The sequence below is a fragment of the Pseudomonas sp. GW704-F2 genome, assembly GCF_059423025.1.
In genome coordinates this window covers 149,038-172,993 of the sequence record NZ_JBWKXO010000010.1, presented here as the reverse complement: position 1 = coordinate 172,993, position 23,956 = coordinate 149,038, and the positions used below count along the sequence as shown (strand labels likewise).

20 protein-coding genes are annotated in these 23,956 nt (G+C 62.3%); 10 read left to right on the top strand and 10 right to left on the bottom strand.

The window, feature by feature from the left end; translation table 11 throughout:
- Window positions 1-271: 271 nt before the first annotated feature.
- The 3 genes from AC07W0_RS11545 to AC07W0_RS11535 all read left to right on the top strand — a co-directional run bounded on the left by AC07W0_RS11545 (window position 272) and on the right by AC07W0_RS11535 (window position 3,962).
- A complete protein-coding gene (locus tag AC07W0_RS11545; protein WP_017844675.1) occupies window positions 272-2,173 on the top strand; it encodes a potassium transporter Kup in 1,902 nt (633 codons plus the stop codon).
- 225 nt (window positions 2,174-2,398) lie between these two features.
- A complete protein-coding gene (locus AC07W0_RS11540) occupies window positions 2,399-3,505 on the top strand; it encodes an NADH:flavin oxidoreductase/NADH oxidase (RefSeq protein WP_017844676.1) in 1,107 nt (368 codons plus the stop codon).
- Between the two features lie 271 nt (window positions 3,506-3,776).
- Window positions 3,777-3,962 (top strand): hypothetical protein, encoded by a 186-nt coding sequence (locus AC07W0_RS11535; RefSeq protein ID WP_017844677.1) that lies wholly within the window; start codon window positions 3,777-3,779, stop codon window positions 3,960-3,962.
- A 59-nt stretch (window positions 3,963-4,021) separates the two neighbouring features.
- On the opposite strand, the gene AC07W0_RS11530 is transcribed toward AC07W0_RS11535, so the two are convergent.
- The 8 genes from AC07W0_RS11530 to AC07W0_RS11495 all read right to left on the bottom strand — a co-directional run bounded on the left by AC07W0_RS11530 (window position 4,022) and on the right by AC07W0_RS11495 (window position 14,115).
- Complete coding sequence (locus AC07W0_RS11530; protein ID WP_026139759.1) at window positions 4,022-5,647, bottom strand: glucan biosynthesis protein D; 1,626 nt, start codon at window positions 5,645-5,647, stop codon at window positions 4,022-4,024.
- Window positions 5,648-6,002: 355 nt separating this feature from the next.
- Window positions 6,003-7,427: a gamma-aminobutyraldehyde dehydrogenase gene (locus AC07W0_RS11525; protein ID WP_017844679.1), complete on the bottom strand. Its 1,425-nt coding sequence runs from the start codon at window positions 7,425-7,427 to the stop codon at window positions 6,003-6,005.
- 82 nt (window positions 7,428-7,509) lie between these two features.
- The gene (locus AC07W0_RS11520) at window positions 7,510-8,319 is read right to left on the bottom strand and encodes an ABC transporter permease (protein WP_010563467.1); all 810 of its coding nucleotides are present in this window, start codon (window positions 8,317-8,319) and stop codon (window positions 7,510-7,512) included.
- Window positions 8,309-9,232, bottom strand: a complete 924-nt coding sequence (locus tag AC07W0_RS11515) for an ABC transporter permease (protein WP_046484936.1) — start codon at window positions 9,230-9,232, stop codon at window positions 8,309-8,311. Before AC07W0_RS11515 ends, AC07W0_RS11520 begins: the two co-directional genes overlap by 11 nt.
- 1 nt (window position 9,233) lies before the next feature.
- On the bottom strand, window positions 9,234-10,268 hold the full coding sequence (locus tag AC07W0_RS11510; RefSeq protein WP_017844681.1) for an ABC transporter ATP-binding protein: 1,035 nt from the start codon (window positions 10,266-10,268) through the stop codon (window positions 9,234-9,236).
- A 120-nt stretch (window positions 10,269-10,388) separates the two neighbouring features.
- Window positions 10,389-11,540, bottom strand: coding sequence for a putative ABC transporter substrate-binding protein YdcS (ydcS, locus tag AC07W0_RS11505; protein WP_102617360.1), 1,152 nt, complete (start codon window positions 11,538-11,540; stop codon window positions 10,389-10,391).
- Between the two features lie 73 nt (window positions 11,541-11,613).
- Window positions 11,614-13,071 (bottom strand): gamma-aminobutyraldehyde dehydrogenase, encoded by a 1,458-nt coding sequence (locus tag AC07W0_RS11500; protein ID WP_017844683.1) that lies wholly within the window; start codon window positions 13,069-13,071, stop codon window positions 11,614-11,616.
- A gap of 132 nt (window positions 13,072-13,203) precedes the next feature.
- On the bottom strand, window positions 13,204-14,115 hold the full coding sequence (locus AC07W0_RS11495; RefSeq protein ID WP_017844684.1) for a LysR family transcriptional regulator: 912 nt from the start codon (window positions 14,113-14,115) through the stop codon (window positions 13,204-13,206).
- A gap of 168 nt (window positions 14,116-14,283) precedes the next feature.
- On the opposite strand from AC07W0_RS11495, the gene AC07W0_RS11490 reads away from it, so the two are divergent.
- Window positions 14,284-14,994 carry a tellurite resistance TerB family protein gene (locus AC07W0_RS11490; RefSeq protein ID WP_102617361.1) on the top strand — a complete coding sequence of 237 codons (711 nt, stop codon included), beginning with the start codon at window positions 14,284-14,286 and terminating at the stop codon, window positions 14,992-14,994.
- Window positions 14,995-15,350: 356 nt separating this feature from the next.
- On the opposite strand, the gene AC07W0_RS11485 is transcribed toward AC07W0_RS11490, so the two are convergent.
- Together AC07W0_RS11485 and AC07W0_RS11480 are read right to left on the bottom strand one after the other, a co-directional pair.
- Complete coding sequence (locus AC07W0_RS11485; RefSeq protein WP_102617362.1) at window positions 15,351-15,962, bottom strand: hypothetical protein; 612 nt, start codon at window positions 15,960-15,962, stop codon at window positions 15,351-15,353.
- 106 nt (window positions 15,963-16,068) lie between these two features.
- Window positions 16,069-16,368, bottom strand: coding sequence for a PAAR domain-containing protein (locus AC07W0_RS11480; RefSeq protein ID WP_102617363.1), 300 nt, complete (start codon window positions 16,366-16,368; stop codon window positions 16,069-16,071).
- A gap of 216 nt (window positions 16,369-16,584) precedes the next feature.
- Between AC07W0_RS11480 and AC07W0_RS11475 the strand changes: the two genes are divergently transcribed.
- The 6 genes from AC07W0_RS11475 to AC07W0_RS11450 are packed head-to-tail and all read left to right on the top strand — an operon-like array spanning window position 16,585 to window position 23,955.
- Entirely contained in the window at window positions 16,585-18,207 is a 1,623-nt protein-coding gene (locus AC07W0_RS11475; RefSeq protein ID WP_017844689.1) for a methyl-accepting chemotaxis protein, read from the top strand.
- Window positions 18,207-18,719 (top strand): chemotaxis protein CheW, encoded by a 513-nt coding sequence (locus AC07W0_RS11470; RefSeq protein WP_102617364.1) that lies wholly within the window; start codon window positions 18,207-18,209, stop codon window positions 18,717-18,719. Before AC07W0_RS11475 ends, AC07W0_RS11470 begins: the two co-directional genes overlap by 1 nt.
- Window positions 18,716-19,975: a CheR family methyltransferase gene (locus tag AC07W0_RS11465; RefSeq protein ID WP_102617365.1), complete on the top strand. Its 1,260-nt coding sequence runs from the start codon at window positions 18,716-18,718 to the stop codon at window positions 19,973-19,975. The genes AC07W0_RS11470 and AC07W0_RS11465 overlap by 4 nt, the downstream gene beginning before the upstream one ends.
- A complete protein-coding gene (locus AC07W0_RS11460) occupies window positions 19,968-20,669 on the top strand; it encodes a chemotaxis protein CheW (RefSeq protein WP_017844692.1) in 702 nt (233 codons plus the stop codon). The genes AC07W0_RS11465 and AC07W0_RS11460 overlap by 8 nt, the downstream gene beginning before the upstream one ends.
- Window positions 20,666-22,948, top strand: a complete 2,283-nt coding sequence (locus AC07W0_RS11455) for a hybrid sensor histidine kinase/response regulator (RefSeq protein ID WP_102617366.1) — start codon at window positions 20,666-20,668, stop codon at window positions 22,946-22,948. The genes AC07W0_RS11460 and AC07W0_RS11455 overlap by 4 nt, the downstream gene beginning before the upstream one ends.
- A complete protein-coding gene (locus tag AC07W0_RS11450) occupies window positions 22,945-23,955 on the top strand; it encodes a chemotaxis response regulator protein-glutamate methylesterase (protein ID WP_026139760.1) in 1,011 nt (336 codons plus the stop codon). Before AC07W0_RS11455 ends, AC07W0_RS11450 begins: the two co-directional genes overlap by 4 nt.
- Window position 23,956 lies beyond the last annotated feature (1 nt).

The window sequence follows — 23,956 nt, the reverse complement described above, 5'->3', positions numbered from 1 at the left end:
CAAGGCGGTAGACGGGCACCTAGCGCGCTCGTAAAAGAGCATGCTTTTGTGCCTCTGATCAAAAAGTGCGCAATTCTAGCGACGGGCAACGCACTTGACCAGCTTTATGCAGGGAAATACGACGAGTGCTGCGCTATGCTTCGCGCCGTTGCGAACGGGTGAAATCCTTGGGTCAACAAAACGTCTGTTACGAGAAGTAAAACAGCGCATGCTAAGGTCCGCTTAGATGCGTTGTTTATAAGAGACCTCAGGTATAGGGCAGGAGTGGTTGATGGGTCAGGCAAGTAGTCAGGCAGCGGGTGCCGAGCATTCCAATGCCAAGCCGATTGGCATGCTGGTGGCAGCGGTCGGGGTGGTTTATGGCGATATCGGGACCAGCCCGCTCTATACCCTTAAAGAGGTGTTCGGTGGAGGGTATGGGGTTCAGGTCAACCAGGACGGAGTCTTCGGGATACTGGCGCTGATCTTCTGGTCGCTGATCTGGGTCGTTTCGATCAAGTACGTGTTGTTCATCCTGCGCGCCGACAACCAGGGCGAGGGCGGGATCATGGCCCTCACTGCGTTGGCGCGGCGAGCGGCGTCGCCGTATCCGAAGCTGCGCTCGGTGCTGGTGATTCTCGGGTTGATCGGCGCTGCGCTGTTTTACGGCGACAGCATGATCACCCCGGCAATCTCGGTGCTCTCGGCGGTAGAAGGCCTGGAACTGGCCTTCGAAGGGCTTGAACGCTGGGTCGTACCGCTGTCGCTGGTGGTGCTGGTGGGGCTGTTCCTGATCCAGAAACATGGCACCGACCGTATCGGCAAGCTGTTCGGGCCGGTCATGGTGTTGTGGTTCCTGGTGCTGGCGGGCCTGGGCGTGCATGGCATCAGCCAGCATCCGGAAGTGCTCAACGCATTGAACCCGGTGTGGGGTGTGCGTTTCTTCATAGTCCACCCAGGCATGGGTGTGGCGATTCTCGGCGCCGTGGTGCTGGCATTGACCGGTGCCGAAGCGCTGTACGCCGACATGGGCCACTTCGGGCGCAAACCCATTGCGCGTGCCTGGTTCGCCCTGGTGCTGCCGGCGCTGGTGCTCAACTATTTCGGCCAAGGTGCGTTGCTGCTGGAAAACCCCGAAGCGGCGCGTAACCCGTTCTACCTGCTCGCACCGAGCTGGGCGCTGATTCCGTTGGTGGTGTTGTCTACCCTGGCCACGGTGATTGCGTCCCAGGCGGTGATTTCCGGCGCGTTCTCCCTGACCCGTCAGGCGATCCAACTGGGTTACATCCCGCGCATGCACATTCAGCATACGTCCAGCGCCGAACAGGGCCAGATCTACATCGGCGCGGTGAATTGGTCGCTGATGGTCGGCGTGATCCTGCTGGTGCTGGGTTTCGAGTCGTCCAACGCGCTGGCTTCGGCCTACGGCGTGGCGGTGACCGGCACCATGCTGATCACCAGCATCCTGGTGTCGGCAGTGATGCTGTTGCTGTGGAAATGGCCACCGGTGTTGGCGATTCCGGTACTGATCGGTTTCCTGTTGGTCGACGGGCTGTTCTTCGCCGCCAACGTGCCGAAAATCGTCCAGGGCGGTGCATTCCCGGTATTGGCGGGGATTGTGCTGTTTATCCTGATGACGACGTGGAAACGCGGCAAGGAACTGCTGATGGACCGCCTCGACGAGGGCGGCCTGCCGCTGCCGATCTTTATCAGCAGTATCCGCGTGCAGCCGCCCCATCGCGTGCAGGGCACCGCCGTGTTCCTCACCGCGCGGCCCGACGCGGTGCCCCATGCGCTGTTGCATAACCTGCTGCATAACCAGGTGTTGCACGAGCAAGTGGTGTTGCTGACGGTGGTCTACGAAGACATTCCCCGCGTTCCCGCCGCACGGCGCTTCGAGGTGGATGCCTACGGTGAAGGGTTCTTCCGCGTGATCCTGCACTTCGGTTTCACCGATGAGCCGGACGTGCCTGAAGCGCTGAAGCTGTGCCACCTGGATGATCTGGATTTCAGCCCGATGCGTACCACGTACTTCCTCAGCCGCGAAACGGTCATCGCCTCGCGCATCAAAGGCATGGCCCGCTGGCGCGAAGGCTTGTTTGCGTTCATGTTGAAGAACGCCAACGGCAACCTGCGGTTCTTCAAACTCCCGGTCAACCGGGTGATCGAGCTGGGTACCCAGGTCGAAATGTAAGCGGTTGTTGGACGGGAGCCGGCAATCGGCTCCCGCTTTGTCTTCTGAACCCTGTGCAATCCCTCGTTGTCGACTAGGCTCTAAGCACTGTTGTGTAGGAGCGGGCTTGCCCGCGAAAAACCTTAACGGTAACGCGTCGATCCTGGATAAACGCGGTGCCCATGAGGCTTTCGCGAGCAAGCTCGCTCCTACAGAAGTGCCCAAAAAGCCAAGAAGAGGTGCGCCATGAGTCAGTTGCTCGAACCGTATACCCTGCGCCAATTGACCCTGCTCAATCGCATTGCCGTGTCGCCGATGTGCCAGTACTCCAGCGTCGATGGCCTGGCCAACGACTGGCACCTGGTCCACCTCGGCAGCCGCGCTGTCGGCGGGGCGGGGCTGATTTTCACCGAAGCCACCGCCGTGACCGCCGAGGGCCGTATCACCGCCGAAGACCTGGGCCTGTGGAACGACGCACAGATCGCCCCGCTGCAACGCATCACGCGCTTTATCACTGCCCAGGGCGCCGTGGCCGGGATTCAATTGGCTCACGCCGGGCGCAAGGCCAGCACCCATCGGCCGTGGATCGGCAAACACGGCAGCCTCAAGCCGCAAGACGGCGGCTGGGTGCCGGTGGGGCCCTCGCCGATTGCCTTTGACCCGAACCATACGCAGCCCAGGTCGCTGGACGAGGCGCAGATCGAGCAAGTGATCGCCGACTTCGTCGCCGCCGCCAAGCGCGCGTTGACCGCCGGTTTCAAAGTGGTGGAGATCCACGCCGCTCACGGTTACCTGCTGCATCAATTCCTCTCGCCCATCAGCAATCAGCGTCAGGACCAGTACGGCGGCACCTTTGAAAACCGTATCCGCCTGGTGCTGCAAGTCACCGAAGCGGTGCGCGAAGTCTGGCCGCAAGACCTGCCGCTGTTTGTGCGGGTGTCAGCCACCGATTGGGTGGAGGACGGCTGGAACCCCGATGAAACCGTGGAACTGGCACGTCGCCTGAAAGCTTTGGGAGTCGACCTGATCGACGTGTCCTCCGGCGGCACCGCCGCCAACGCCGAGATCCCCATCGGCCCCGGCTACCAGACGCGGTTTGCCGAGCGTGTGCGCAAAGAGTCGGGCATCGCTACCGGCACCGTGGGCATGATTACCGAGCCGGCCCAGGCCGAACACATCCTGCGTACCTGCCAGGCCGACATCATCTTCCTCGCCCGCGAGCTGCTGCGTGACCCGTATTGGCCATTGCATGCCGACGATGACCTGGGCGGGCGCAAGGCGACCTGGCCGGCCCAGTACCAGCGGGCGACCCATCGGGAGCAGCCGATTCATGAGTCTGATCTCAGGGATTGAGCCTTCTTAGGTTCCAACAAAACCCACCCTTATCCGGTGGGTTTTTTTTGCCAGGCGCTGTGGGATAGGGCTGTAGGTATTTATTCCTGACCCAATTATTTAAGTGAATACTCTAAAAAAATCCCACACGTCATGAGATTGTTTCTACGCTTAGGGTACGTCTGATTTCTGGCCCAGGGAGTCAGTCGGTTTGTCTACCGGGGCATTGCGCTTCACGGCAGGCGGGTAATGGGCACACGGAGTTTTTGATCGATATCAGGAGAAACAGTCCATGGCCAAGTCCTATGGTGTAGCGGGTGTGGTGGCGTCTTTTCTGACCCGCAGGGTGTCCTTGCGTGCCCGAAGGTTGAGTTCCGATGAAGCTGAATTGCTCGCGCAGTATCGCGCCTTGACCGAGAACGATCAGGTGGCGATGCGCTATTTGATTGGGGCGATGAAGAGTGTGTCGCGGTTCTGAGCGGGCGGTGACCCCATGTGGGGGCGGGCAAGCCCGCTCTCACATGGTCGGTCACGGTGTCAGGTGTATTTACGCTGCTCCGGTGCCGGCGGGAAGTACTGATACAACCAGGTTTCACTCAAGGTGCGGTCCTGCGTGCGGATAAACAGGCGCAGTTCCACTGGCTCCACGCTGTCGCTGGTCGGATACCAGTCGAAGAGGATGCGATAGCCCTTGATGCTGTCGAGCACCAGCACGCTGAAGTCTTTCACCTCGCCGTGGGAACAGGTCACCACCGGCTCGATCCCGGTGCCGGCTGCCAGGCGATCCAGGCCGCCGCCCTTGAAGTCCACGGCAAACCGCCGCGCCCAGACTGGCGGGTAATGTTCGCCCGGTGCCCAGCCTTCGGTGAAGCCGCCCATGCCTGAACGCGTGGCGTCGACTTGCGCCAACGGCGTGCTCACCGGTGGCAGGGCGCTCCAGTACAACTTGTAGCCATAGTTGAGCGAGTCACCGGCGGCCACGGGTTTTTTCGGGGTCCAGAAGGCCACGATATTGTCCAGGGTCTCGCCGGTGGTCGGGATCTCCAGCAGGTCGATCGAGCCTTCGCCCCACGCGGTGGTCGGTTCGACCCACAGGCTTGGGCGCTTGCTGTACCAGTCGACGGTGTCCTGGTAGCTGGCGAACTCATGGTCGGTCTGCACCAGGCCGAAGCCTTTCGGGTCGGTGTCGGCGAATGCATTGAATTGCAGCTTGGCCGGGTTGTTCAGCGGGCGGCAGATCCACTCGCCGTTGCCGCGCCACATCGCCAGGCGGTCCGAGTCGTGGATCTGCGGGTGGATGGTGTCGCACATGCGCCGCTCGTGGGTGCCGCAGCTGAACATGCTGGTCATCGGCGCGATGCCCAGTTGTTCGATGGCGGTGCGCGCATTGATATGGGCGTCGATTGCCATGACCACCTGGTTGGCCTGGCAGTCGATATCGAAACGGTAGGCGCCGGTGGCGCTCGGCGAGTCGAGCAGGGCGTAGACCACAAAGCGCGTGGCATTTTTATCCGGGGTTTCGAACCAGAACTGCGTGAAGTCGGGGAATTCCTCGCGCTTTTTCGCGTAGGTATCGATCGCCAGGCCGCGTGCGGAAAGGCCATATTGCCCCGTGGAATCCACCGCGCGGAAGTAACTGGCGCCGAGAAACGACAGCACGTCATGGCGATCCAGTTCCGGCGCCTTGAACAGCTTGAAGCCGGAGAAACCCAGGTCGCCGGTCAGTTGTTGGGTGTCGACCGTGGTTTTTTCATAGTTGAACAGCGAAGGGCGGAAATGCACTTCGCGGGCCTCACGGGTCGTGGGGTCGACGGCGTGCATGCGAACGGGCGTCTTGAAGCCCATGCCGACGTGGAAAAACTGCACGTCCAACTGGCCGTTCACTTCCTTCCACAGCGAGTGTTTGCCGTCGTAGCCGATGGCGTTGAAATTTTGCGGGGTCATGGTCGCCAGGGTGGGCGGCAGCACCTGTTTGGTGTCTTTATACGCGGTCCCGGCGAGTTGCCTGGCCTGGGTCTTCAGCGTTTCGAAATCGAACGCCACGGCCTTGCCGTCGGCGGCGCGGTTCCCGGCCCAGGCTTGCGCAGCCAACAGGCCGCTGGCCGATAAGCCGGTGTAAGCCGCAATGGCCATGGACGCTTTAAGCAAATTCCTGCGGTGCATAGAGACAACCTGTCGTGAGCAAATCCCGCGCCGGCCCTGGCGCGTGCTGGATCAAAGATAACGGTTCGGACATGCCTTCGGCCAAACGCAACGGACATTAAACAGACGCCGCATAGCTTAAGCGGTTCGATGGCGTAGGAAAAATGATTGATGGCGGGATGATGGCTTGGCAAATGAGACAAGACATTTCCGGGCTTTAAGTGAGCACATTACCCAGGAATTATGAAGATCCAATGTGGGCGGGGGCTTGCTCGCGACAGGTGCCAGGACACCGCGTTTAATCGGATGCCCCGCATTATCGTTGGCGTTCTTCGCGAGCAAGCTTGCTCCTACAGTCAAGGCATCAGGGCGAGGTTCAGTGCTTGAACATCACATGGCGCACGGTGGTGTAGTCCTCCAGCCCGTACATGGACATGTCCTTGCCATACCCCGACAGTTTCTGACCGCCGTGAGGCATTTCGCTGACGAGCATGAAGTGGGTGTTCACCCAGGTGCAGCCATACTGCAAGCGCGCAGCCAAGCGATGGGCGCGTCCCACGTCGGCGGTCCATACGGATGACGCCAGACCGTAGTCCGAATCGTTGGCCCAGCCCAGCACCTGTGCTTCATCGGCGAACTTGGTCACCGACACCACCGGCCCGAACACCTCGCGACGCACGATCTCGTCGTCCTGCTGCGCATCGGCCAAAACCGTCGGCTCAAAGAAGAAGCCGTTGCCTTCCACCGCCTTGCCGCCGGTGACCAGGCGGATATGCGGCTGCGCCACGGCACGTTCGACGAAACCGGCCACGCGGTCGCGGTGTTGCGCGGTGATCAGCGGGCCCAGTTCGGTGGTCGGGTCGTCCTGCAAGCCGTACTTGATACTGGCGACTGCCGCGCCGAGCTTCTCGACGAACGCGTCGTAGATTTCCGCCTGGGCATAGATGCGGCACGCCGCAGTGCAATCCTGGCCGGCGTTGTAGAAACCGAAGGTGCGGATGCCTTCCACCGCCGCGTCGATGTCCGCGTCGTTGAAGATGATCACTGGCGCCTTGCCGCCCAGTTCCATGTGCATGCGCTTCACGCGGTCGGCGGTGTTGGAAATGATGTTGGCGCCCGTGGCGATGGAGCCGGTCAGCGACACCATGCGTACTTTCGGGTGGTTCACCAACGGGCTGCCCACGGTGGGCCCACGGCCGAAGACCAGGTTGAGCACGCCGGCCGGGAAGATCTCCGACGCCAGTTCGACCATGCGCAACGCGGTCAGCGGGGTTTGTTCCGACGGCTTGAGCACCACGGTATTACCGGCGGCCAGGGCTGGGGCGATTTTCCAGGCGACCATCATCAGCGGGTAGTTCCACGGGGCGATGGAGGCGATCACGCCCACCGGATCGCGGCGGATCATCGAGGTGTGGCCCGGCAGGTATTCACCGCCGGCCGAGCCGCTCATGCAGCGGCTGGCACCGGCAAAAAAGCGGAACACGTCGGCAATCGCCGGGATCTCGTCGTTCAGTGCCGCACTGTAGGGTTTGCCGCAGTTGTCCGATTCCAGCTTGGCCAGTTCTTCGCCGTGGGCTTCGATCACGTCCGCCAGTTTCAGCAGCAACAGCGAGCGATCCTTGGGCGTGGTCTGTGACCAGCTTTCAAACGCTGCATCGGCGGCCCGCACGGCGGCGTCGACCTGGGCTTCGCTGGCTTCGTTGATTTCCACCAGCACACGGCCCAACGCCGGGTTGAATACGGCCTGCGCCGGGCCTTCGCCTTTGACCAGTTGGCCGTTGATCAAGAGTTTGGTTTGCATGGTTCACTCCTCCAAAAAACTGTTGTTATTGCCCTGAAGAAACCGGCTCTGAGTGTGGGGGGGCACTTCTCCAATACCCACATTATTTACCGCCACTGCCTGCCACGCTTTCACCGCCGCGGGTCAGGTAATAGGCGCCCAGAATCGGGAACATCGTCACGATCATCACCAGCATCGCCACCACGTTGGTCACCGGCACATCCCGTGGGCGACTCAACTGGTTGAGCAGCCACAGCGGCAAGGTGCGCTCATGCCCGGCGGTGAAGGTGGTGACGATGATTTCGTCGAATGACAGCGCAAACGCCAGCATGCCGCCGGCCAGCAGCGCCGAGCCGAGGTTGGGCATGATGATGTAGCGGAAGGTCTGCCAGCCGTCGGCGCCCAGGTCCATCGAGGCTTCGATCAGGCTGTGGGAGGTGCGGCGCAAGCGGGCGATGACGTTGTTGTAGACGATCACCACGCAGAAGGTCGCGTGGCCGACGATGATGGTGAACATCCCCGGCTCGATGCCCAGCGTCTTGAACGTCGCCAGCAGGGCGATACCGGTGATGATCCCCGGCAGCGCGATCGGCAGGATCAGCATCAGCGACACGCCTTGCTTGCCGAAGAACTCGCGGCGATACAGCGCGGCTGAAGCGAGGGTACCGAGGACCATGGCGATCAGGGTAGCGATCGCCGCGATCTGCAGCGACAGCTTGATCGCTTCGAGTACATCGGGGCGGGCGAAGGCCACGCTGAACCACCTCAGGGTGAAGCCCTGGGGTGGAAAGCTGAATGCCGCCTCTTCGGTGTTGAAGGCGTAAAGGAAGATGATCAGGATCGGGAAGTGCAGAAACACCAAGCCGCCCCAGGCCGCGATCTTCAGGCCGATGGATGATTTCTCAGAGTGCATCGAAGGCCCCCAGACGTTTGACGATGGACAGGTAAACCGCGATCAGCACGATTGGCACTAGGGTGAACGCCGCGGCCATGGGCATGTTGCCGATGGCGCCTTGCTGGGCGTACACCATGCCGCCGACGAAGTAACCCGGCGGCCCGACCAACTGCGGCACGATGAAGTCGCCCAGGGTCAGCGAAAACGTGAAGATCGAACCGGCGGCAATCCCCGGCACCGACAGCGGCAGGATCACCTGCATGAAGGTCTGGCGCGGCTTGGCGCCCAGGTCGGCCGAGGCTTGCAGCAACGACGGCGGCAAACGCTCCAGCGACGCCTGGATCGGTAGGATCATGAATGGCAGCCAGATGTAGACGAACACCATGAACCGCCCCAGGTGCGAGGTGCTCAAGGTGCTGCCGCCCACGCCGGGGATCCCCAGCACGAACTGCAACAGCGGCCCCAGGCCCAGGTGTTGCACAAACCATTGCGCCACGCCGCCCTTGGCCAGCAGCAGGGTCCAGGCATATGCCTTGACGATATAGCTGGCCCACATCGGCATCATCACCGCGATATAGAAGAACGCCTTGGTCTTGCCCGTGGTGTAGCGCGCCATGTAATAGGCGATGGGGAAGGCGACGATGGCGCTGGCGAGCGACACCACGATCGCCATGCTCAGGGTGCGCAGGATGATGTCGAAGTTCGATGGCTGGAACAGTGCGGCAAAGTTGGCCAGGGTCAGGTCCGGCGTGACCGCCATGGTGAAGTCATCGAACGTGTAGAAGCCTTGCCACAGCAAGGTCAGCAACGAGCCCAGGTAGATCGCGCCGAACCAGATCAGCGGCGGTATCAGCAGCATTGCCAGGTAGAGGTTGGGTCTGCGATACAGCAGGTTGGAAAACCTGCGCATCGGCGCTTGGGTCAGGCTCATGTCACACCTCGCCTGCGTGGTCGGTCAGGGTGGTCATGGCGGCCCGCGCCCAGCGTGCGGTGATGGGCTGGCCGACCTGATAGCCGTTGCTGATGTCCAGCCACTGGTTATTCGCCTGGCTGATGTTCAACGCCTGGCCGTTCGCCAGTTTCAGTTCGTAGCGGGTGGCGCTGCCCTGGTACTGGATGTCATGCAACAGGCCGCTGATTTCCACTTCGTCGGCCGCCAGCGGGCCTTCGGCAAAGCGCACGTGCTCCGGGCGGATCGAGAACGGCTGCGGGCTGCCGCTGAGGCGCTGGGCCAAATCGCCGCGAATCACATTGGAGGTGCCGACGAATTCGGCGACGAACGCGGTGGCCGGTTTCATATAGAGGTTGCGCGGAGTGTCGACCTGTTCGATGCGGCCCTTGTTGAACACGGCCACGCGGTCGGACATCGACAGCGCTTCGGTCTGGTCGTGGGTCACGAAGATAAACGTGATGCCGAGCTGGCGTTGCAGCTTTTTCAGCTCGCTTTGCATCTGTTCGCGCAGCTTGAGGTCGAGGGCACCCAGCGGTTCATCCAGCAGCAACACGCGCGGGCGATTGACTAGCGCGCGGGCCAGGGCGACCCGTTGGCGCTGGCCGCCGGAGAGCTGCACCGGCTTGCGCTCGCCGTAGCCGCCGAGGGCGACCATGGTCAGGGCTTCTTCGGCGCGGTCGAGGCGTTCGGTCTTGCCCACGCCTTTGACTTTCAGGCCGTAGGCCACGTTGTCGCGCACATTCATGTGGGGGAACAGCGCGTAATCCTGGAATACCGTGTTGACGTCACGCTGATACGGCGGCAAGCCGGCGGCTTCCTCGCCATGAATCCGGATCGAGCCTGCGCTCGGTTGCTCGAACCCGGCGATCAGGCGCAGGCAGGTGGTCTTGCCCGAGCCGGAAGGGCCGAGCATGGAAAAGAACTCGCCGTCCTGGATATCGATGGAAACCCGGTCAACGGCTTTCACTTCGCCGAACTGACGGGAAACGTGGGTGAATTGGACTGCAAGCGTCATGGTGCGGTGCTCCCAAAAGGCGCGGGTCGTCGCAGCGGCCCGGCCTGGACTTCTGAAAAAACAGAACATCGGTGAATGTGCTCAATGTGGGAGGGAGCAAGCCCCCTCCCACAGGGGGGATTAGCGCCCGCCCATGATCGCAATGTAATCCTGGGTCCAGCGGCTGTACGGCACGAACTTGCCGCCCTCAGCCTGCGGGGTTTTCCAGAAGGCGATCTTGTCGAACTGGTCGAAGCCGTTGGTCTTGCAGCCCTCGGCGCCGAGCAATTCGCTGCCGGTGCAGGCCGCCGGCACCGCCGGCAGGGAGCCGAACCAGGCGGCGACATCGCCCTGGACCTTCGGCTGCAGCGACCAGTCCATCCATTTATAGGCGCAGTTCGGGTGCTTGGCCTCGCTGTGCAGCATGGTGGTGTCGGCCCAGCCGGTGGCGCCTTCCTTGGGAATGGTCGAGGCAATCGGCTGCTTCTCGTTGATCAGGCCGTTGACCTGATACGGCCAGGCGCTGGAGGCGACCACGCCTTCGTTCTTGAAGTCACTCATCTGTACGGTGGTGTCGTGCCAGTAGCGGTGGATCAACGGTTGCTGTGCGCGCAACAGGTCGAGCACGGCTTTGTACTGGGTTTCGGTCAGTTCGTAGGGGCTCTGGATACCCAGCTCCGGCTTGGTCGACTTGAGGTACAGCGCCGCATCGGCGATGTAGATCGGGCCGTCGTAGGCTTGCACGCGGCCTTTGTTCGGCTTGCCGTCCGGCAGGTTTTGCGCCTCGAACAACACATTCCAGCTGGTGGGCGCGGTCTTGAACACGTTGGTGTTGTACATCAGCACGTTCGGCCCCCACTGGTACGGAGTACCGTAGGTTTGCTGGCCGACCACGTACCATGGCGCGTCTTTCAGGCGCGGGTCGATAGTCTTCCAGTTGGGAATCAACGCGGTATTGATCGGCTGCACCCGCTTGCCGACGATCAACCGCAGCGACGCATCGCCTGACGCGGTGACCAGGTCGTAACCGCCCTTGGCCATCAAGCTGACCATTTCGTCAGAGGTAGCGGCGGTTTTCACATTGACCTTGCAGCCGGTTTCCTTCTCGAAACCTGTGACCCAGTCGTAAGCCTTGTCGCTTTCGCCCCGTTCGATATAGCCGGGCCAGGCGACGATATCCAGCTGGCCTTCGCCGGCGTCTACCGCTTTGAGCGGTTCGGCGGCCTGCAGGCTGGCGCTGGCCAGCAGCGCGGTGGTCAGGGCACTGAGCAGTGCGGTCTTATGCGCGGACATGGGGAATCCCTCTTCTTTAATTATGGTCGGGGCAGTTTTTTGCAGCCGGTGACGCTTGAGCTTAGTTGTTGTTTTAAAGGTGCTGGCCGTGGCGGGCCATGATGTGCCGCACCACGCTGTAGTCCTGTAGCGAATCGCTGGACAGATCTTTGCCGTACCCGGAGCGCTTCAAGCCGCCGTGGGGCATTTCGCTGACCAGCATGAAATGACTGTTGATCCAGGTGCAGCCGTATTGCAGGCGCGCCGCGACCTGCATGGCCTTGTCCAGGTTCTGCGTCCATACCGACGAGGCCAGACCGTATTCGGAGTCGTTGGCCCAGTCCACCGCTTGTTCCAGTTCGTCGAAGCGGGTCACGGTGACCACCGGGCCGAACACTTCGCGCTGGACGATTTCATCACTTTGTTTACAGCCGGCGAGCAAGGTCGGCTGATAAAAGAAGCCCGCGCCGGAATGCACGGCGGCGCCGGTGACGCGTTCGATATGCGGCTGGCCGAGGGCGCGTTCGACAAAGCTGGCGACGCGGTCGCGCTGGCGCGTGCTGATCAGCGGGCCGAGTTCGTTGTCGGCATCGCGCTTGCCGGCAAAGCGCAGGCTGCTGACCGCCGCGCCCAGGTCGGCGACCAATTTGTCGTGAATCCCCGCCTGGGCGTAGATGCGGCACGCGGCGGTGCAGTCCTGGCCGGCGTTGTAGTAACCGTAGGCGCGCACGCCTTCGACCACGGCTTGCAGGTCGGCGTCGTTGCACACAATCACTGGCGCCTTGCCGCCCAGTTCCAGGTGCGTGCGTTTAAGGGTTTTCGACGCGGCTTGCAGGATCTTTTGTCCGGTGACGATATCGCCGGTCAACGACACCATCCGCACCTTCGGGTGGCTGACCAGATGGCTGCCGACGCCTTCGCCGCCGCCGCACACAATGTTGATCACCCCGCGCGGCAACAACTGGTTGAGCGCTGGAGCGAGGGCGAGGATCGACAGCGGCGTGTGTTCCGACGGCTTGAACACCAGGGTATTACCGGCGGCCAGGGCGGGGGCGATCTTCCACGCGGCCATCATCAGCGGGTAATTCCACGGCGCAATCGAGGCCACCACGCCAATCGGGTCACGCCGCACCATGCTGGTGTAGCCCGGCAGGTATTCGCCGCTGAGCTGGCCGGTCTGGCAGCGCACGGCGCCGGCAAAGAAGCGGAACACATCGACGGTGGCGCTCAAGTCATCCTGGCGGGCCAGGTGCAACGGTTTGCCGCAGTTCAGGGATTCGAGGCGGGCCAGGTAGTCGGCTTGGTGCTCGATGGCATCGGCGATGCCCAGCAGAATGTTCGAACGTTGCTGCGGCGTGGTGCGGGACCAGCCGGCAAATGCGCGGTGGGCGGCGAGGATCGCGGCTTCGACCTGTTCGATGCTGGCTTCGGCGATCTGGGTCAGCACTTCGCCCGTGGCTGGGTTGAGAATCGGTTCGACAAAGCCCTGGCCCTGGACCAGTTCGCCGTCGATCAGCAACGCAGTGAGCAGCGGGGTGGGCGCAGCGGACATTTTTCGCGATCTCTTTTCTTGTGTGGCCATGGGCGTTCTCTTACAAGGCGCCCGACTTTCTCTTATGGATGCACAGAGACTAGAGGTCAGGCGCGAGGTCAACAAATACTAAATACTGAATGCAGCATTCGATTAAATAGATGGCTTACGTGGGTGCGGCTGTTCCCGCGCCACGGTCAGGAACGGGTCGACCAGCGCCGGGCGCGCGGTGCCACGGCGCCAGGCGAGGCCGACGTCGAGGGTCTGGCTGAGGTCGGCGATGGGGCGCGCTTCGATAATGTCGCCCTCCAGGGACCAGGGGCGGTAGGTCATGTCCGGCTGGATCGACACGCCCAGGCCGGCGGCCACCAGGCTGCGCACGGCTTCGGTGGAGGCGGTGCGCAAAGTGACGTGTGGTTGCAGGCAGGCAGAGGCCCACATGCGTTGAGCGTTGTGGCCCATTTCGTCGACGTTCAGCTGAATCAACGGCTCACGCGCCACATCGGCCAGGTTGATGCTGTCGTGCTCCAGCAGCGGATGTTGCGCCGGCAGCCACAGGCGGTGGGGCGAGTGGGTGAGTACTTCGGTCTGCAGGGCGTGGCGGTCTTCGAGGTTGGAGAGGATCAACACGCCCACATCGATCTCGCCGCTGACCAGCAAATGCTCGATGTACGGGCGCTCATCCTCCATCACGCGGATTTCCACATTGGGGTAGGCGCGTTGGAAGCGGGTGAGCAGGTCGGCCAGGTAATAACCGGCCACCAGGCTGGTCACGCCGACGATCAATTGCCCGGCCACCTGGTCGGTGCTCTGCTGCAGGCTGCGCTTGGCGTTGTCGACGGTGGCCAGGATCAAGTGCGCCTGGCGCAGGAACTGATGGCCCTGGTGGGTCAGGGTCATGCCCTTGGCGTGGCGGTTGAACAGGTTGACGCCGATTTCCTGCTCCAGTTGCTGGATCGCCAGGGTCAGGGTCGACTGCGAAATAAACGCGGTTTGCGCAGCGGCGGAGATCGAACCGGTCTCGGCCACGGCGATGAAGTGGCGGATCTGACGCAAGGTCATCATGCTGGAGTTACCAGTGGGGTGTTTTTATCGATTTGTTCGAGTGTATATCGATTTAACCGAAGGATAGCCGCGTTACATCTGGAAGCACTCTAGATCGGGGTTTTTTGGCGCTTAGTTTTACGCTGGGAGTCTATTGGTCTTATGAACCCTGGTGTCTGGAGGCTACGCATGAATACCCGTGGATTACTCGAACAACTGCTCAAGTCTGGTCAGGACATGTTGCAGAACAAGGCCGGCGGCCAGCGCAAATCCGACGACAAAGGCGCGCTCGGCGGCCTGCTCGGCAGTGGCGGGCTCGGCAGTTTGCTCGGCGGCGCTGGTGGCGGGGCCCTGGCCGCTGGGGCCATGGGCCTGCTGCTGGGCAATAAAAAAGCGCGCAAATTCGGCGGCAAGGCCCTGACCTATGGTGGGTTGGCGGCATTGGGCGTGATCGCCTACAAAGCCTATGGCAACTGGCAGGCGCAACAGGCCAGCGCGCCCCAAGGCGAACCGCAGACCATCGACCGCTTGCCACCGGCTCAGGTCGAGCAACACAGCCAGGGCATCCTCAAGGCATTGGTGGCGGCGGCCAAGGCCGACGGGCATGTGGATGAGCGCGAGCGCGCGCTGATCGAAGGTGAATTCAACAAGCTGGATAACGACCGTGAATTGCAAAGCTGGCTACACGGCGAGCTGAACAAACCCCTCGACCCGGCCGACGTGGCGCAGGCCGCCGGCACCCCGGAAATGGCCGCCGAAATGTACATCGCCAGTGTGATGCTGGTGGATGAGGAGAACTTTATGGAGAAGGCGTACCTGGATGAGCTGGCGCGACAGCTCAAGTTGGAGCCCGGTTTGAAGGTTGAATTGGAGAAACAGGTGCGCCAGGCGACGCTTTAGGGATCGTTCCTCCTCATAAATGTTCTGGCGCGACCGCAAGCAGGTCTCAAGCAACCCCAACCCCCGGTCCTTACCTTCAAGGGCGATGTCCACTTGAGTGATGCAAAAGCCCCTCAAACCGCCGCCGACGGTCCCGCCAGCGGTGGTCTTGGCCTCTCAGGTAATGAAATAGCGGCGCATGCCAGCGGTGTCCTTTTGTTAGCTGGGACCAGCACGCTAGGCTCGGCGAGAAAAGCCTGGTAGTCGGACGTTGTAGGTTGGTTCTGGGAAAAGGGTGCCTCAGGCCACCCTCTAGGCATGCCCGCGCACGATGAAGATCGTTCTCACGTTCTGTGGAAACGATTTAACAAATCTATTTATGGCAGCCCCCACGGCCTGGATAATTCCAGTGTAATGAGGTACCGCTCTTCTGTGGGATGCCGATAGTCCTTGAAGCGCCCAACTACCAACATGACTTGGTATTTGTTTTCTGCCCGCCAGTAAGACTTGCCACCCCGGTTCACATTTCGCAATCGAGCACGCCATTCAGGTGTGTCGGCGAATGGAGGGTTGGAGGCGACTCGGATGGGCAGCCAGCCGGCATTGCTCCATTGTTTTTGCAAATACAGCACGACGTTGAGGGTGTCATCGAGCAATAGCGGTTCGATTTGGGGGGACATGCGGATACTACCAACGCGCTCCTTGTCGAAACTTACCGCGAGGAAGCGGGCAGGCGGGGTAACGAATCCATATTGAGGGTCTATAAAGCGTAGGCGCGCATCGGACTTTGGTAGCCTCCCCCATATTTCTCCGGGAATAGCAGGGGCGATTGCTGCACTGGAGCGCTGACGCATGTCTTCCCAAGGCTCCCCAAGCATCAGTGCGATTTCTGGCGTACTGGTGAAGAAACGTATCATCCCTACCAGTAGTGCGGCAGCGAACAATACAAGTGCGGCATGTCGCCAGTTTACTTGTGAGGGCAGGTTCATCGCATGCCCCGACCTGCAGCGACGTCATCCAGCGCTTGTTCGATTCGATGCCGCTCACCGCTATTTAACAGCTTGTCAAATTGCGCGGCGGCCTTGAGCACGAAGGTCATGCGTTGATCGATGTAAGGGTCTGAAACCGCTCGAACTGGTCGGCCAGCAGGCGCGGGGGCGGGTCGCATTGGCAGCGGCAGAGATCGTCCGAGAGCGCCACCCGTCGCCCTCGTGCCCACTGCTCCAGGCGCGGGCCAACACAGACTATGACTCCGGTGGTTTTGCACACCGGGCAAAGCACCTCATGACCTTCAAGGGCGATGTCCACTTGGGTGATGCAAAAGCCCGTCAAACCGCCGACGACGGTCCCGCCAGCGGTGGTTTTGGCTCCTCGGGTAATGAAATAGCGGCGCATGCCAGCCGTGTCCTTTTGTTAGCAGGGACCAGCACGCTAGGCTCGGCGAGAAAAGCCCGGTAGTCGGACGCTTCGCGGGTTTTTGTAGGTTGGTTCTGTAATTACCTTCAGGGATGTTTTTGCATTCTGTGGGCACCACGTCGAAACCCATTGATAAATGAAGGCTTGTGCTCAGCTATACTCCCCCCCATTTGAATGGCTCTTCGAGGAAACACTGTGAAGAATTGGACCTTGCGCCAGCGGATTTTGGCGAGCTTTGCGGTCATTGTCGCGATCATGCTGCTGATGGTTGTGGTGTCCTACTCGCGGTTGCTGAAGATCGAAGTCAGCCAGGAATCGGTCCGGGACGATGCGGTACCGGGGGTTTACCTCAGTTCGATGATCCGCAGCGCATGGGTCGACAGCTATCTGCTGACCATCGATATCATCGGCCTGCGCGCAGATAAAACCCTCACCAGTGCCGATAAGACGGACTTCAAGTCTTTCGAAGCGCGTATTGAACAGCAGATCGCCAATTACGAAAAAACCGTCAACAGCCAGGCTGATCGCATGGAGTTCGATAACTTCAAGGCGGCGCATATCAACTATAACAAGGCCCTCGCCGAGGTGCTGGCGCGCATTGAAGCCAATGATTTGCCGGGCGCGAGCGTCCTGGTCGAAGAGCAATTGACGCCGATCTGGATCGAAGGGCGCATGAAGCTCAATGACATCATCACCGAAAACAAGAGCATGTCTGACCGCGCCACTTCGGCCATCGACGAGTCGGTGCTGTCGGCCAAGCTCAGCATGGCGGTTTCGCTGATTATCGCCATCTTCGCCGCCGGCCTGTGCGGTCTGCTGTTGATGCGCGCAATCATGGCGCCGATGCAGCGTATCGTCGAGATCCTCGACGTCATGCGTACCGGTGACCTGAGCAAGCGCTTGAACCTGGAGCGCAAGGACGAATTCGGCGCGGTCGAAACCGGCTTCAACGACATGATGACCGAACTGACCGCCCTGGTGTCCCAGGCTCAGCGTTCGTCGGTGCAGGTGACTACCTCGGTCACCGAGATTGCCGCCACCTCCAAGCAACAACAGGCCACGGCCACGGAAACCGCGGCGACCACCACCGAGATCGGCGCTACTTCGCGGGAGATCGCCGCCACTTCCAAGGACCTGGTCCGCACCATGACCGAAGTTTCCACCGCCGCCGACCAGGCCTCGGTCGCCGCCGGTTCCGGCCAGCAAGGCCTGGCGCGCATGGAAGAAACCATGCACTCGGTGATGGGCGCGGCTGAGCTGGTCAACGCCAAGCTGGCGATCCTTAACGAGAAGGCCGGCAACATCAACCAGGTGGTGGTGACCATCGTCAAGGTTGCCGACCAGACCAACCTGTTGTCCCTCAATGCTGCCATCGAGGCCGAGAAGGCCGGTGAGTACGGCCGCGGTTTTGCCGTGGTGGCCACTGAAGTGCGCCGCCTGGCCGACCAGACCGCCGTAGCCACCTACGACATCGAGCAGATGGTGCGCGAGATCCAGTCGGCGGTGTCCGCCGGGGTGATGGGCATGGACAAGTTCTCCGAAGAAGTGCGCCGGGGCATGTTCGAAGTGCAGCAAGTGGGCGAGCAACTGTCGCAGATCATCCACCAGGTCCAGGCCCTGGCGCCGCGGGTGTTGATGGTCAACGAAGGCATGCAGGCCCAGGCCACCGGGGCCGAGCAGATCAACCACGCGCTGGTGCAATTGGGCGATGCCAGCAGCCAGACCGTGGAGTCCCTGCGCCAGGCCAGCTTTGCCATTGATGAACTGAGCCAGGTTGCGGTCGGTCTGCGCAGCGGCGTGTCGCGTTTCAAAGTCTGATGAGCGACCTCGCGGCTAAACTCGGCGTCGTCCCGGCAGTGAAAAAGGCGTTGTTCCTGGTGTTCCACATCGGCCACGAACGGTATGCCCTCAAGGCCACCGAAGTGGCCGAAGTGCTGCCGCGCCTGCCGCTCAAACCCATCGCCCATGCACCGCTGTGGGTGGCGGGTATCTTTGCCCACCGCGGCGCGATGGTGCCGGTCATCGACCTCAGTGCCTTGACCTTCGGCGAGCCGGCCCAGGCGCGGACCAGCACGCGGCTGGTGCTGGTCAACTATAAACCTGAGCCCTGGCTCGAGGCGCGTTGGCTGGGACTGATTCTGGAGCAGGCCACCGAAACCCTGCGTTGCGACCCGGCGGAGTTCAAGCCCTACGGCCTGGACAATCCCCAGGCGCCCTACCTGGGACCGGTGCGCGAAGATGCCTTGGGCTTGATGCAATGGATCGGCGTCGCAGATATGCTCACCGATGACGTGCGCGCCTTGCTGTTTTCTGCCGAGCCGAGCCTATGAGCAACGATCCGCGCTTCTTTGCCTTCTTGAAGGAACGCATTGGCCTGGACGTGGCCTCGGTGGGCGAAGCCATCATCGAACGCGCCGTGCGCCAGCGCAGCCAGGCCGTCGCGGCCCACACGGCGGATGAGTACTGGCAGCACCTGCAGCACTCCCAGGACGAACAGCAAGCGCTGATCGAAGCGGTGATCGTGCCCGAGACCTGGTTTTTCCGTTACCCCGAATCCTTCGCGACCCTGGCCCGTCTGGCCAAGGCGCGCCTGGCCGAGATCAACCAGTTGCGCGCGCTGCGCATCCTCAGCCTGCCCTGTTCCACCGGCGAAGAACCCTATTCGATCGCCATGGCCTTGCTCGATGCCGGCCTGGCGCCGCACCAGTTCAAGGTGCAGGGCATGGACGTCAGCCCGCTGTCGGTGGAGCGTGCCCAGCGCGGCGTGTATGGCCGCAACTCGTTTCGCGGCGGCGACCTTGAGTTTCGCGACCGCCACTTCACCGAGCAGGCCGATGGTTATCGCATTGAAGACCGCGTGCGCGAACAGGTGCGCCTGCAAGTCGGCAACCTGCTGGACCCGGGGTTGCTCGCCAATGAACCGAGCTACGACTTTGTGTTTTGCCGCAACCTGCTGATCTATTTCGACCAACCCACGCAAAAACAAGTGTTCGACGTGCTCAAGAACCTGACCCACGTGGACGGCGTGCTGTTTATCGGCCCGGCCGAAGGCAGCCTGTTGGGGCGTCATGGCATGCGTTCGATCGGCGTGCCGCAGTCGTTTGCATTCAGCCGGCACACCGAGCCGGTCAAGCCTGAGCCGGTATTCGTGCCGATACCCGCGCCCGCGCCTCGGCGCAGCATCGCAGCGATCCCGCCCAAGCCACGACCGTTCAGCACGCTCAACGCCCAGGTGGTGCCGATCAAGGCGCCGGCGTCGGAGGCCGGCGACCTGCTCAGCCAGATCGCGACCCTGGCCAACGAAGGCAAAAGCGCCGAGGCCCGTGCCGCCTGCGAGCGTTATTTAAGTCAACACCCGCCGGCCGCCCAGGTGTTTTACTGGTTGGGGCTGCTCAGCGATGTGGCCGGCAACGCCCTGGACGCCCAGGGGTTTTATCGAAAAGCCTTGTACCTGGAACCGCAGCACCCGCAGGCCCTGATGCAACTGGCCGCGTTGCTCGAAGCCCAGGGCGACATTGCGGCGGCGCGTCGGTTGCAGGCGCGGGCCGCGCGTAGCGAGCTGACAGTGAGCAAAAACCATGAGTAGCCCCAACGCGCTCGACACTGCGGGCCTGGCCCTGACGATGGACGACACCCAGGCCATCGACGATTGCTGGAACCGGATCGGCATTCACGGCGACAAGTCCTGCCCGTTGCTGGCGGACCATATCCACTGCCGCAACTGCTCGGTGTACTCCGCCGCCGCTACCCGCTTGCTGGATCGCTATGCGTTGCAGCAGGACGATCATCGCCCGGTCGCCGATACCCAGGCGAACGAAGACATCGTCACCCGGTCCCTGCTGATATTCCGCCTCGGCGAAGAATGGCTGGGGATCGCCACCCGATGCCTGGTGGAAGTGGCAACCCTGCACCCGATCCATTCCCTGCCGCACCAACGTTCCCGCGCATTGCTTGGCGTGGCGAACGTGCGCGGCGCGCTGGTGGCGTGCCTGTCGCTGGTCGAGCTGTTGGGCCTGGACGCCATCAGCCACGGCACGCCGGGCGGGCGCATCATGCCGCGCATGTTGATCATCGCCGCGCAGGATGGCCCGGTGGTGGTGCCGGTGGATGAAGTCGACGGTATCCATGCCATCGACGAGCGTACTTTGACGGCGGCATCAGCCTCCGGCACCCAGGCCAGCGGCCGCTTCACTCAGGGCGTGTTGCAGTGGAAGGGCCGTAGCCTGCGTTGGCTGGACGAGGCTCAGTTGCTGTCTGCCGTGACCCGGAGCCTCACATGACCCCCGACCAGATGCGCGATGCCTCGCTGCTGGAATTGTTCAGCCTGGAAGCCGATGCCCAGACCCAGATACTGAGCGCGGGCCTGCTGGCCCTGGAGCGCAACCCGACCCAGGCCGACCAGCTCGAAGCCTGCATGCGCGCCGCGCACTCGCTCAAAGGCGCGGCGCGGATTGTCGGGGTGGACGCCGGGGTCAGCGTGTCCCATGTCATGGAAGATTGCCTGGTCAGCGCCCAGGAAAGTCGCCTGTATCTGCAGCCGGAACACATCGACGCGCTGTTGCAAGGTACCGACCTGCTGATGCGTATCGCCACGCCGGGCAATACCGTGGGGCCGGCGGATGTCGAGGCGTATGTGGCCTTGATGGAGCGCCTGCTCGACCCGTCGCAGCCCACCGCCAAGGTGGCGCCGCCGCCAACTGCGCCTGCTCCAGCGCCCACTCCGCTGATTGAAGCACTGCCCGCCGAACCCGAGCCTGCGCCGTCCCTCGGCAGCGAACCGCTGCGTCAGAACAAGCGCATGACCGAAGGCGGCGAGCGCGTACTGCGTGTGACCGCCGAGCGTTTGAACAGCCTGCTGGACCTGTCGAGCAAATCCCTGGTCGAAACCCAGCGACTCAAGCCATACCTGGCCAGCCTGCAACGCCTCAAGCGTGTGCAGGGTAACGGTGTGCGTGCGCTGGACCACCTCGATGGTCACCTCAAGACCCTCGACTTGAGCCTGGAAGCCCAGGAGTCCCTGGCCGATGCCCGCCGCTTGCTGAGCGAAGCCCAAGCCCTGCTGGCAGAAAAAACCGCTGAGCTCGATGAGTTCGGCTGGCAGGCCGGGCAACGCGCCCAGGTGCTTTACGACACCGCGCTGGCCTGCCGCATGCGCCCGTTTGCCGATGTGCTCGCCGGCCAGGTCCGCATGGTGCGCGACCTCGGCCGCAGCCTGGGCAAGCAGGTGCGCCTGGAGATCGAGGGCGAAAAGACCCAGGTCGACCGTGATGTGCTGGAGAAGCTCGAAGCGCCGCTCACCCACTTATTGCGCAATGCCGTCGACCACGGCATCGAAACGCCGGAACAACGCCTGCTGGCGGGCAAGCCGGCCGAAGGCTTGATCCGCTTGCGGGCCTCCCACCAGGCCGGCTTGCTGGTGCTGGAGCTGAGCGACGACGGGAATGGCGTCGACCTCGAACGCCTGCGTGGCACGATCGTTGATCGGCATCTGTCGACGGTGGAAACCGCCTTGAACCTCAGCGAGGAGGAGTTGCTGACGTTCCTGTTCCTGCCGGGCTTCAGCCTGCGCGACAAGGTCACCGAAGTCTCCGGGCGCGGCGTCGGCCTGGATGCGGTGCAGCATATGGTCCGCCAACTGCGCGGCGCGGTGGTGCTGGAGCAAGCGGCGGGGCAGGGCAGTCGTTTCCATCTGGAAGTGCCGTTGACCCTGTCGGTGGTGCGCAGCCTGGTGGTGGAAGTCGGCGAAGAAGCCTATGCGTTCCCGCTGGCGCATATCGAGCGCATGTGCGACCTGGCGCCCGACGACATTGTGCAGCTCGAAGGCCGCCAGCATTTCTGGCACGAAGGCCGGCATGTCGGCCTGGTCGCCGCCAGCCAACTGTTGCAGCGCCCGCCGGGGCAAGGTAATGACGAGACGTTGAAGGTGGTGGTGATCCGCGAGCGCGATGCGGTGTATGGCATTGCCGTGGAGCGTTTTATCGGCGAACGCACGTTGGTGGTGCTGCCGCTGGATGATCGGTTGGGCAAGGTCCAGGATATTTCCGCCGGGGCGTTGCTGGACGATGGCTCGGTGGTGTTGATCGTCGACGTCGAAGATATGCTGCGTTCGGTGGACAAGCTGCTCAATACCGGCCGCCTGGAGCGTATCGCCCGGCGTAGCCAGCAGGCCGCCGAAGCCCCGCGCAAACGCGTGCTGGTGGTGGACGATTCGCTCACCGTGCGTGAGTTGCAACGTAAATTGCTGCTTAACCGCGGTTATGAAGTGGCCGTCGCCGTCGATGGCATGGACGGCTGGAACGCCTTGCGTTCCGAGGACTTCGACCTGCTCATCACTGACATTGATATGCCTCGTATGGACGGGATCGAATTGGTCACACTCTTGCGCCGGGATGCTCGCCTGCAATCGTTGCCGGTGATGGTGGTGTCCTACAAGGACCGCGAAGAAGACCGACGCCGTGGACTCGACGCCGGCGCCGATTACTATCTGGCCAAAGCCAGTTTCCACGATGACGCCCTCCTTGATGCCGTGGTGGAACTGATCGGAGGCGCGCGGGCATGAGGATTGCAATCGTCAATGACATGCCCATGGCTGTGGAGGCGTTACGCCGCGCCGTGAGCTTCGAGCCCGCGCACCAAGTGGTGTGGGTAGCCAGTAATGGCCTGGAAGCGGTGCAACGTTGCGCCGAATTGACCCCGGACCTGATCCTGATGGACCTGATTATGCCGGTGATGGACGGCGTGGAAGCCACCCGGCGGATCATGGCTGAGAGCCCGTGCGCGATTGTGATCGTCACCGTCGACCGCCAGGCCAATGTCAGCCGGGTGTTCGAAGCCATGGGCCATGGCGCCCTGGATGTGGTGGATACGCCGGCCCTGGGCGTCGGTAATCCCAAGGATGCCGCCGCGCCGTTGTTGCGCAAGATCCTCAATATTGGCTGGCTGATCGGCCAGCGCGGCAGCCGTGTGCGCGCCGAAACCGCGCCGCCGCGCAGCACCGGCAAACGCCAGAGCCTGGTGGCGATCGGTTCTTCGGCTGGCGGCCCGGCGGCCCTGGAAGTCCTGCTCAAGGGCCTGCCCCGGGACTTTCCCGCCGCCATCGTGCTGGTGCAGCATGTGGACCAGGTGTTCGCCGCCGGCATGGCCGAGTGGCTGAGCAGCGCCTCCGGCCTGCCGGTGCGCCTGGCCCGCGAGGGGGAGCCGCCACAAAGCGGGGTCGTGCTGCTGGCTGGCACCAATCACCACATTCGTCTGTTGAAAAATGGCACGCTAGCCTATACAGCCGAGCCGGTGAACGAGATTTACCGGCCATCCATCGATGTGTTTTTCGAAAGTGTGGCCAGCCACTGGAATGGTGATGCCGTCGGCGTGCTGCTGACCGGCATGGGTCGCGACGGAGCCCAGGGGCTCAAATTAATGCGGGACCAAGGATATCTGACCATCGCCCAGGACCAGCAGAGTTCGGCGGTGTATGGCATGCCCAAAGCGGCGGCGGCGATTGACGCTGCTGTTGAAATTCGCCCACTGGACAGAATTGCGCCCCGACTGCTGGAGGTATTTGCAAAATGAT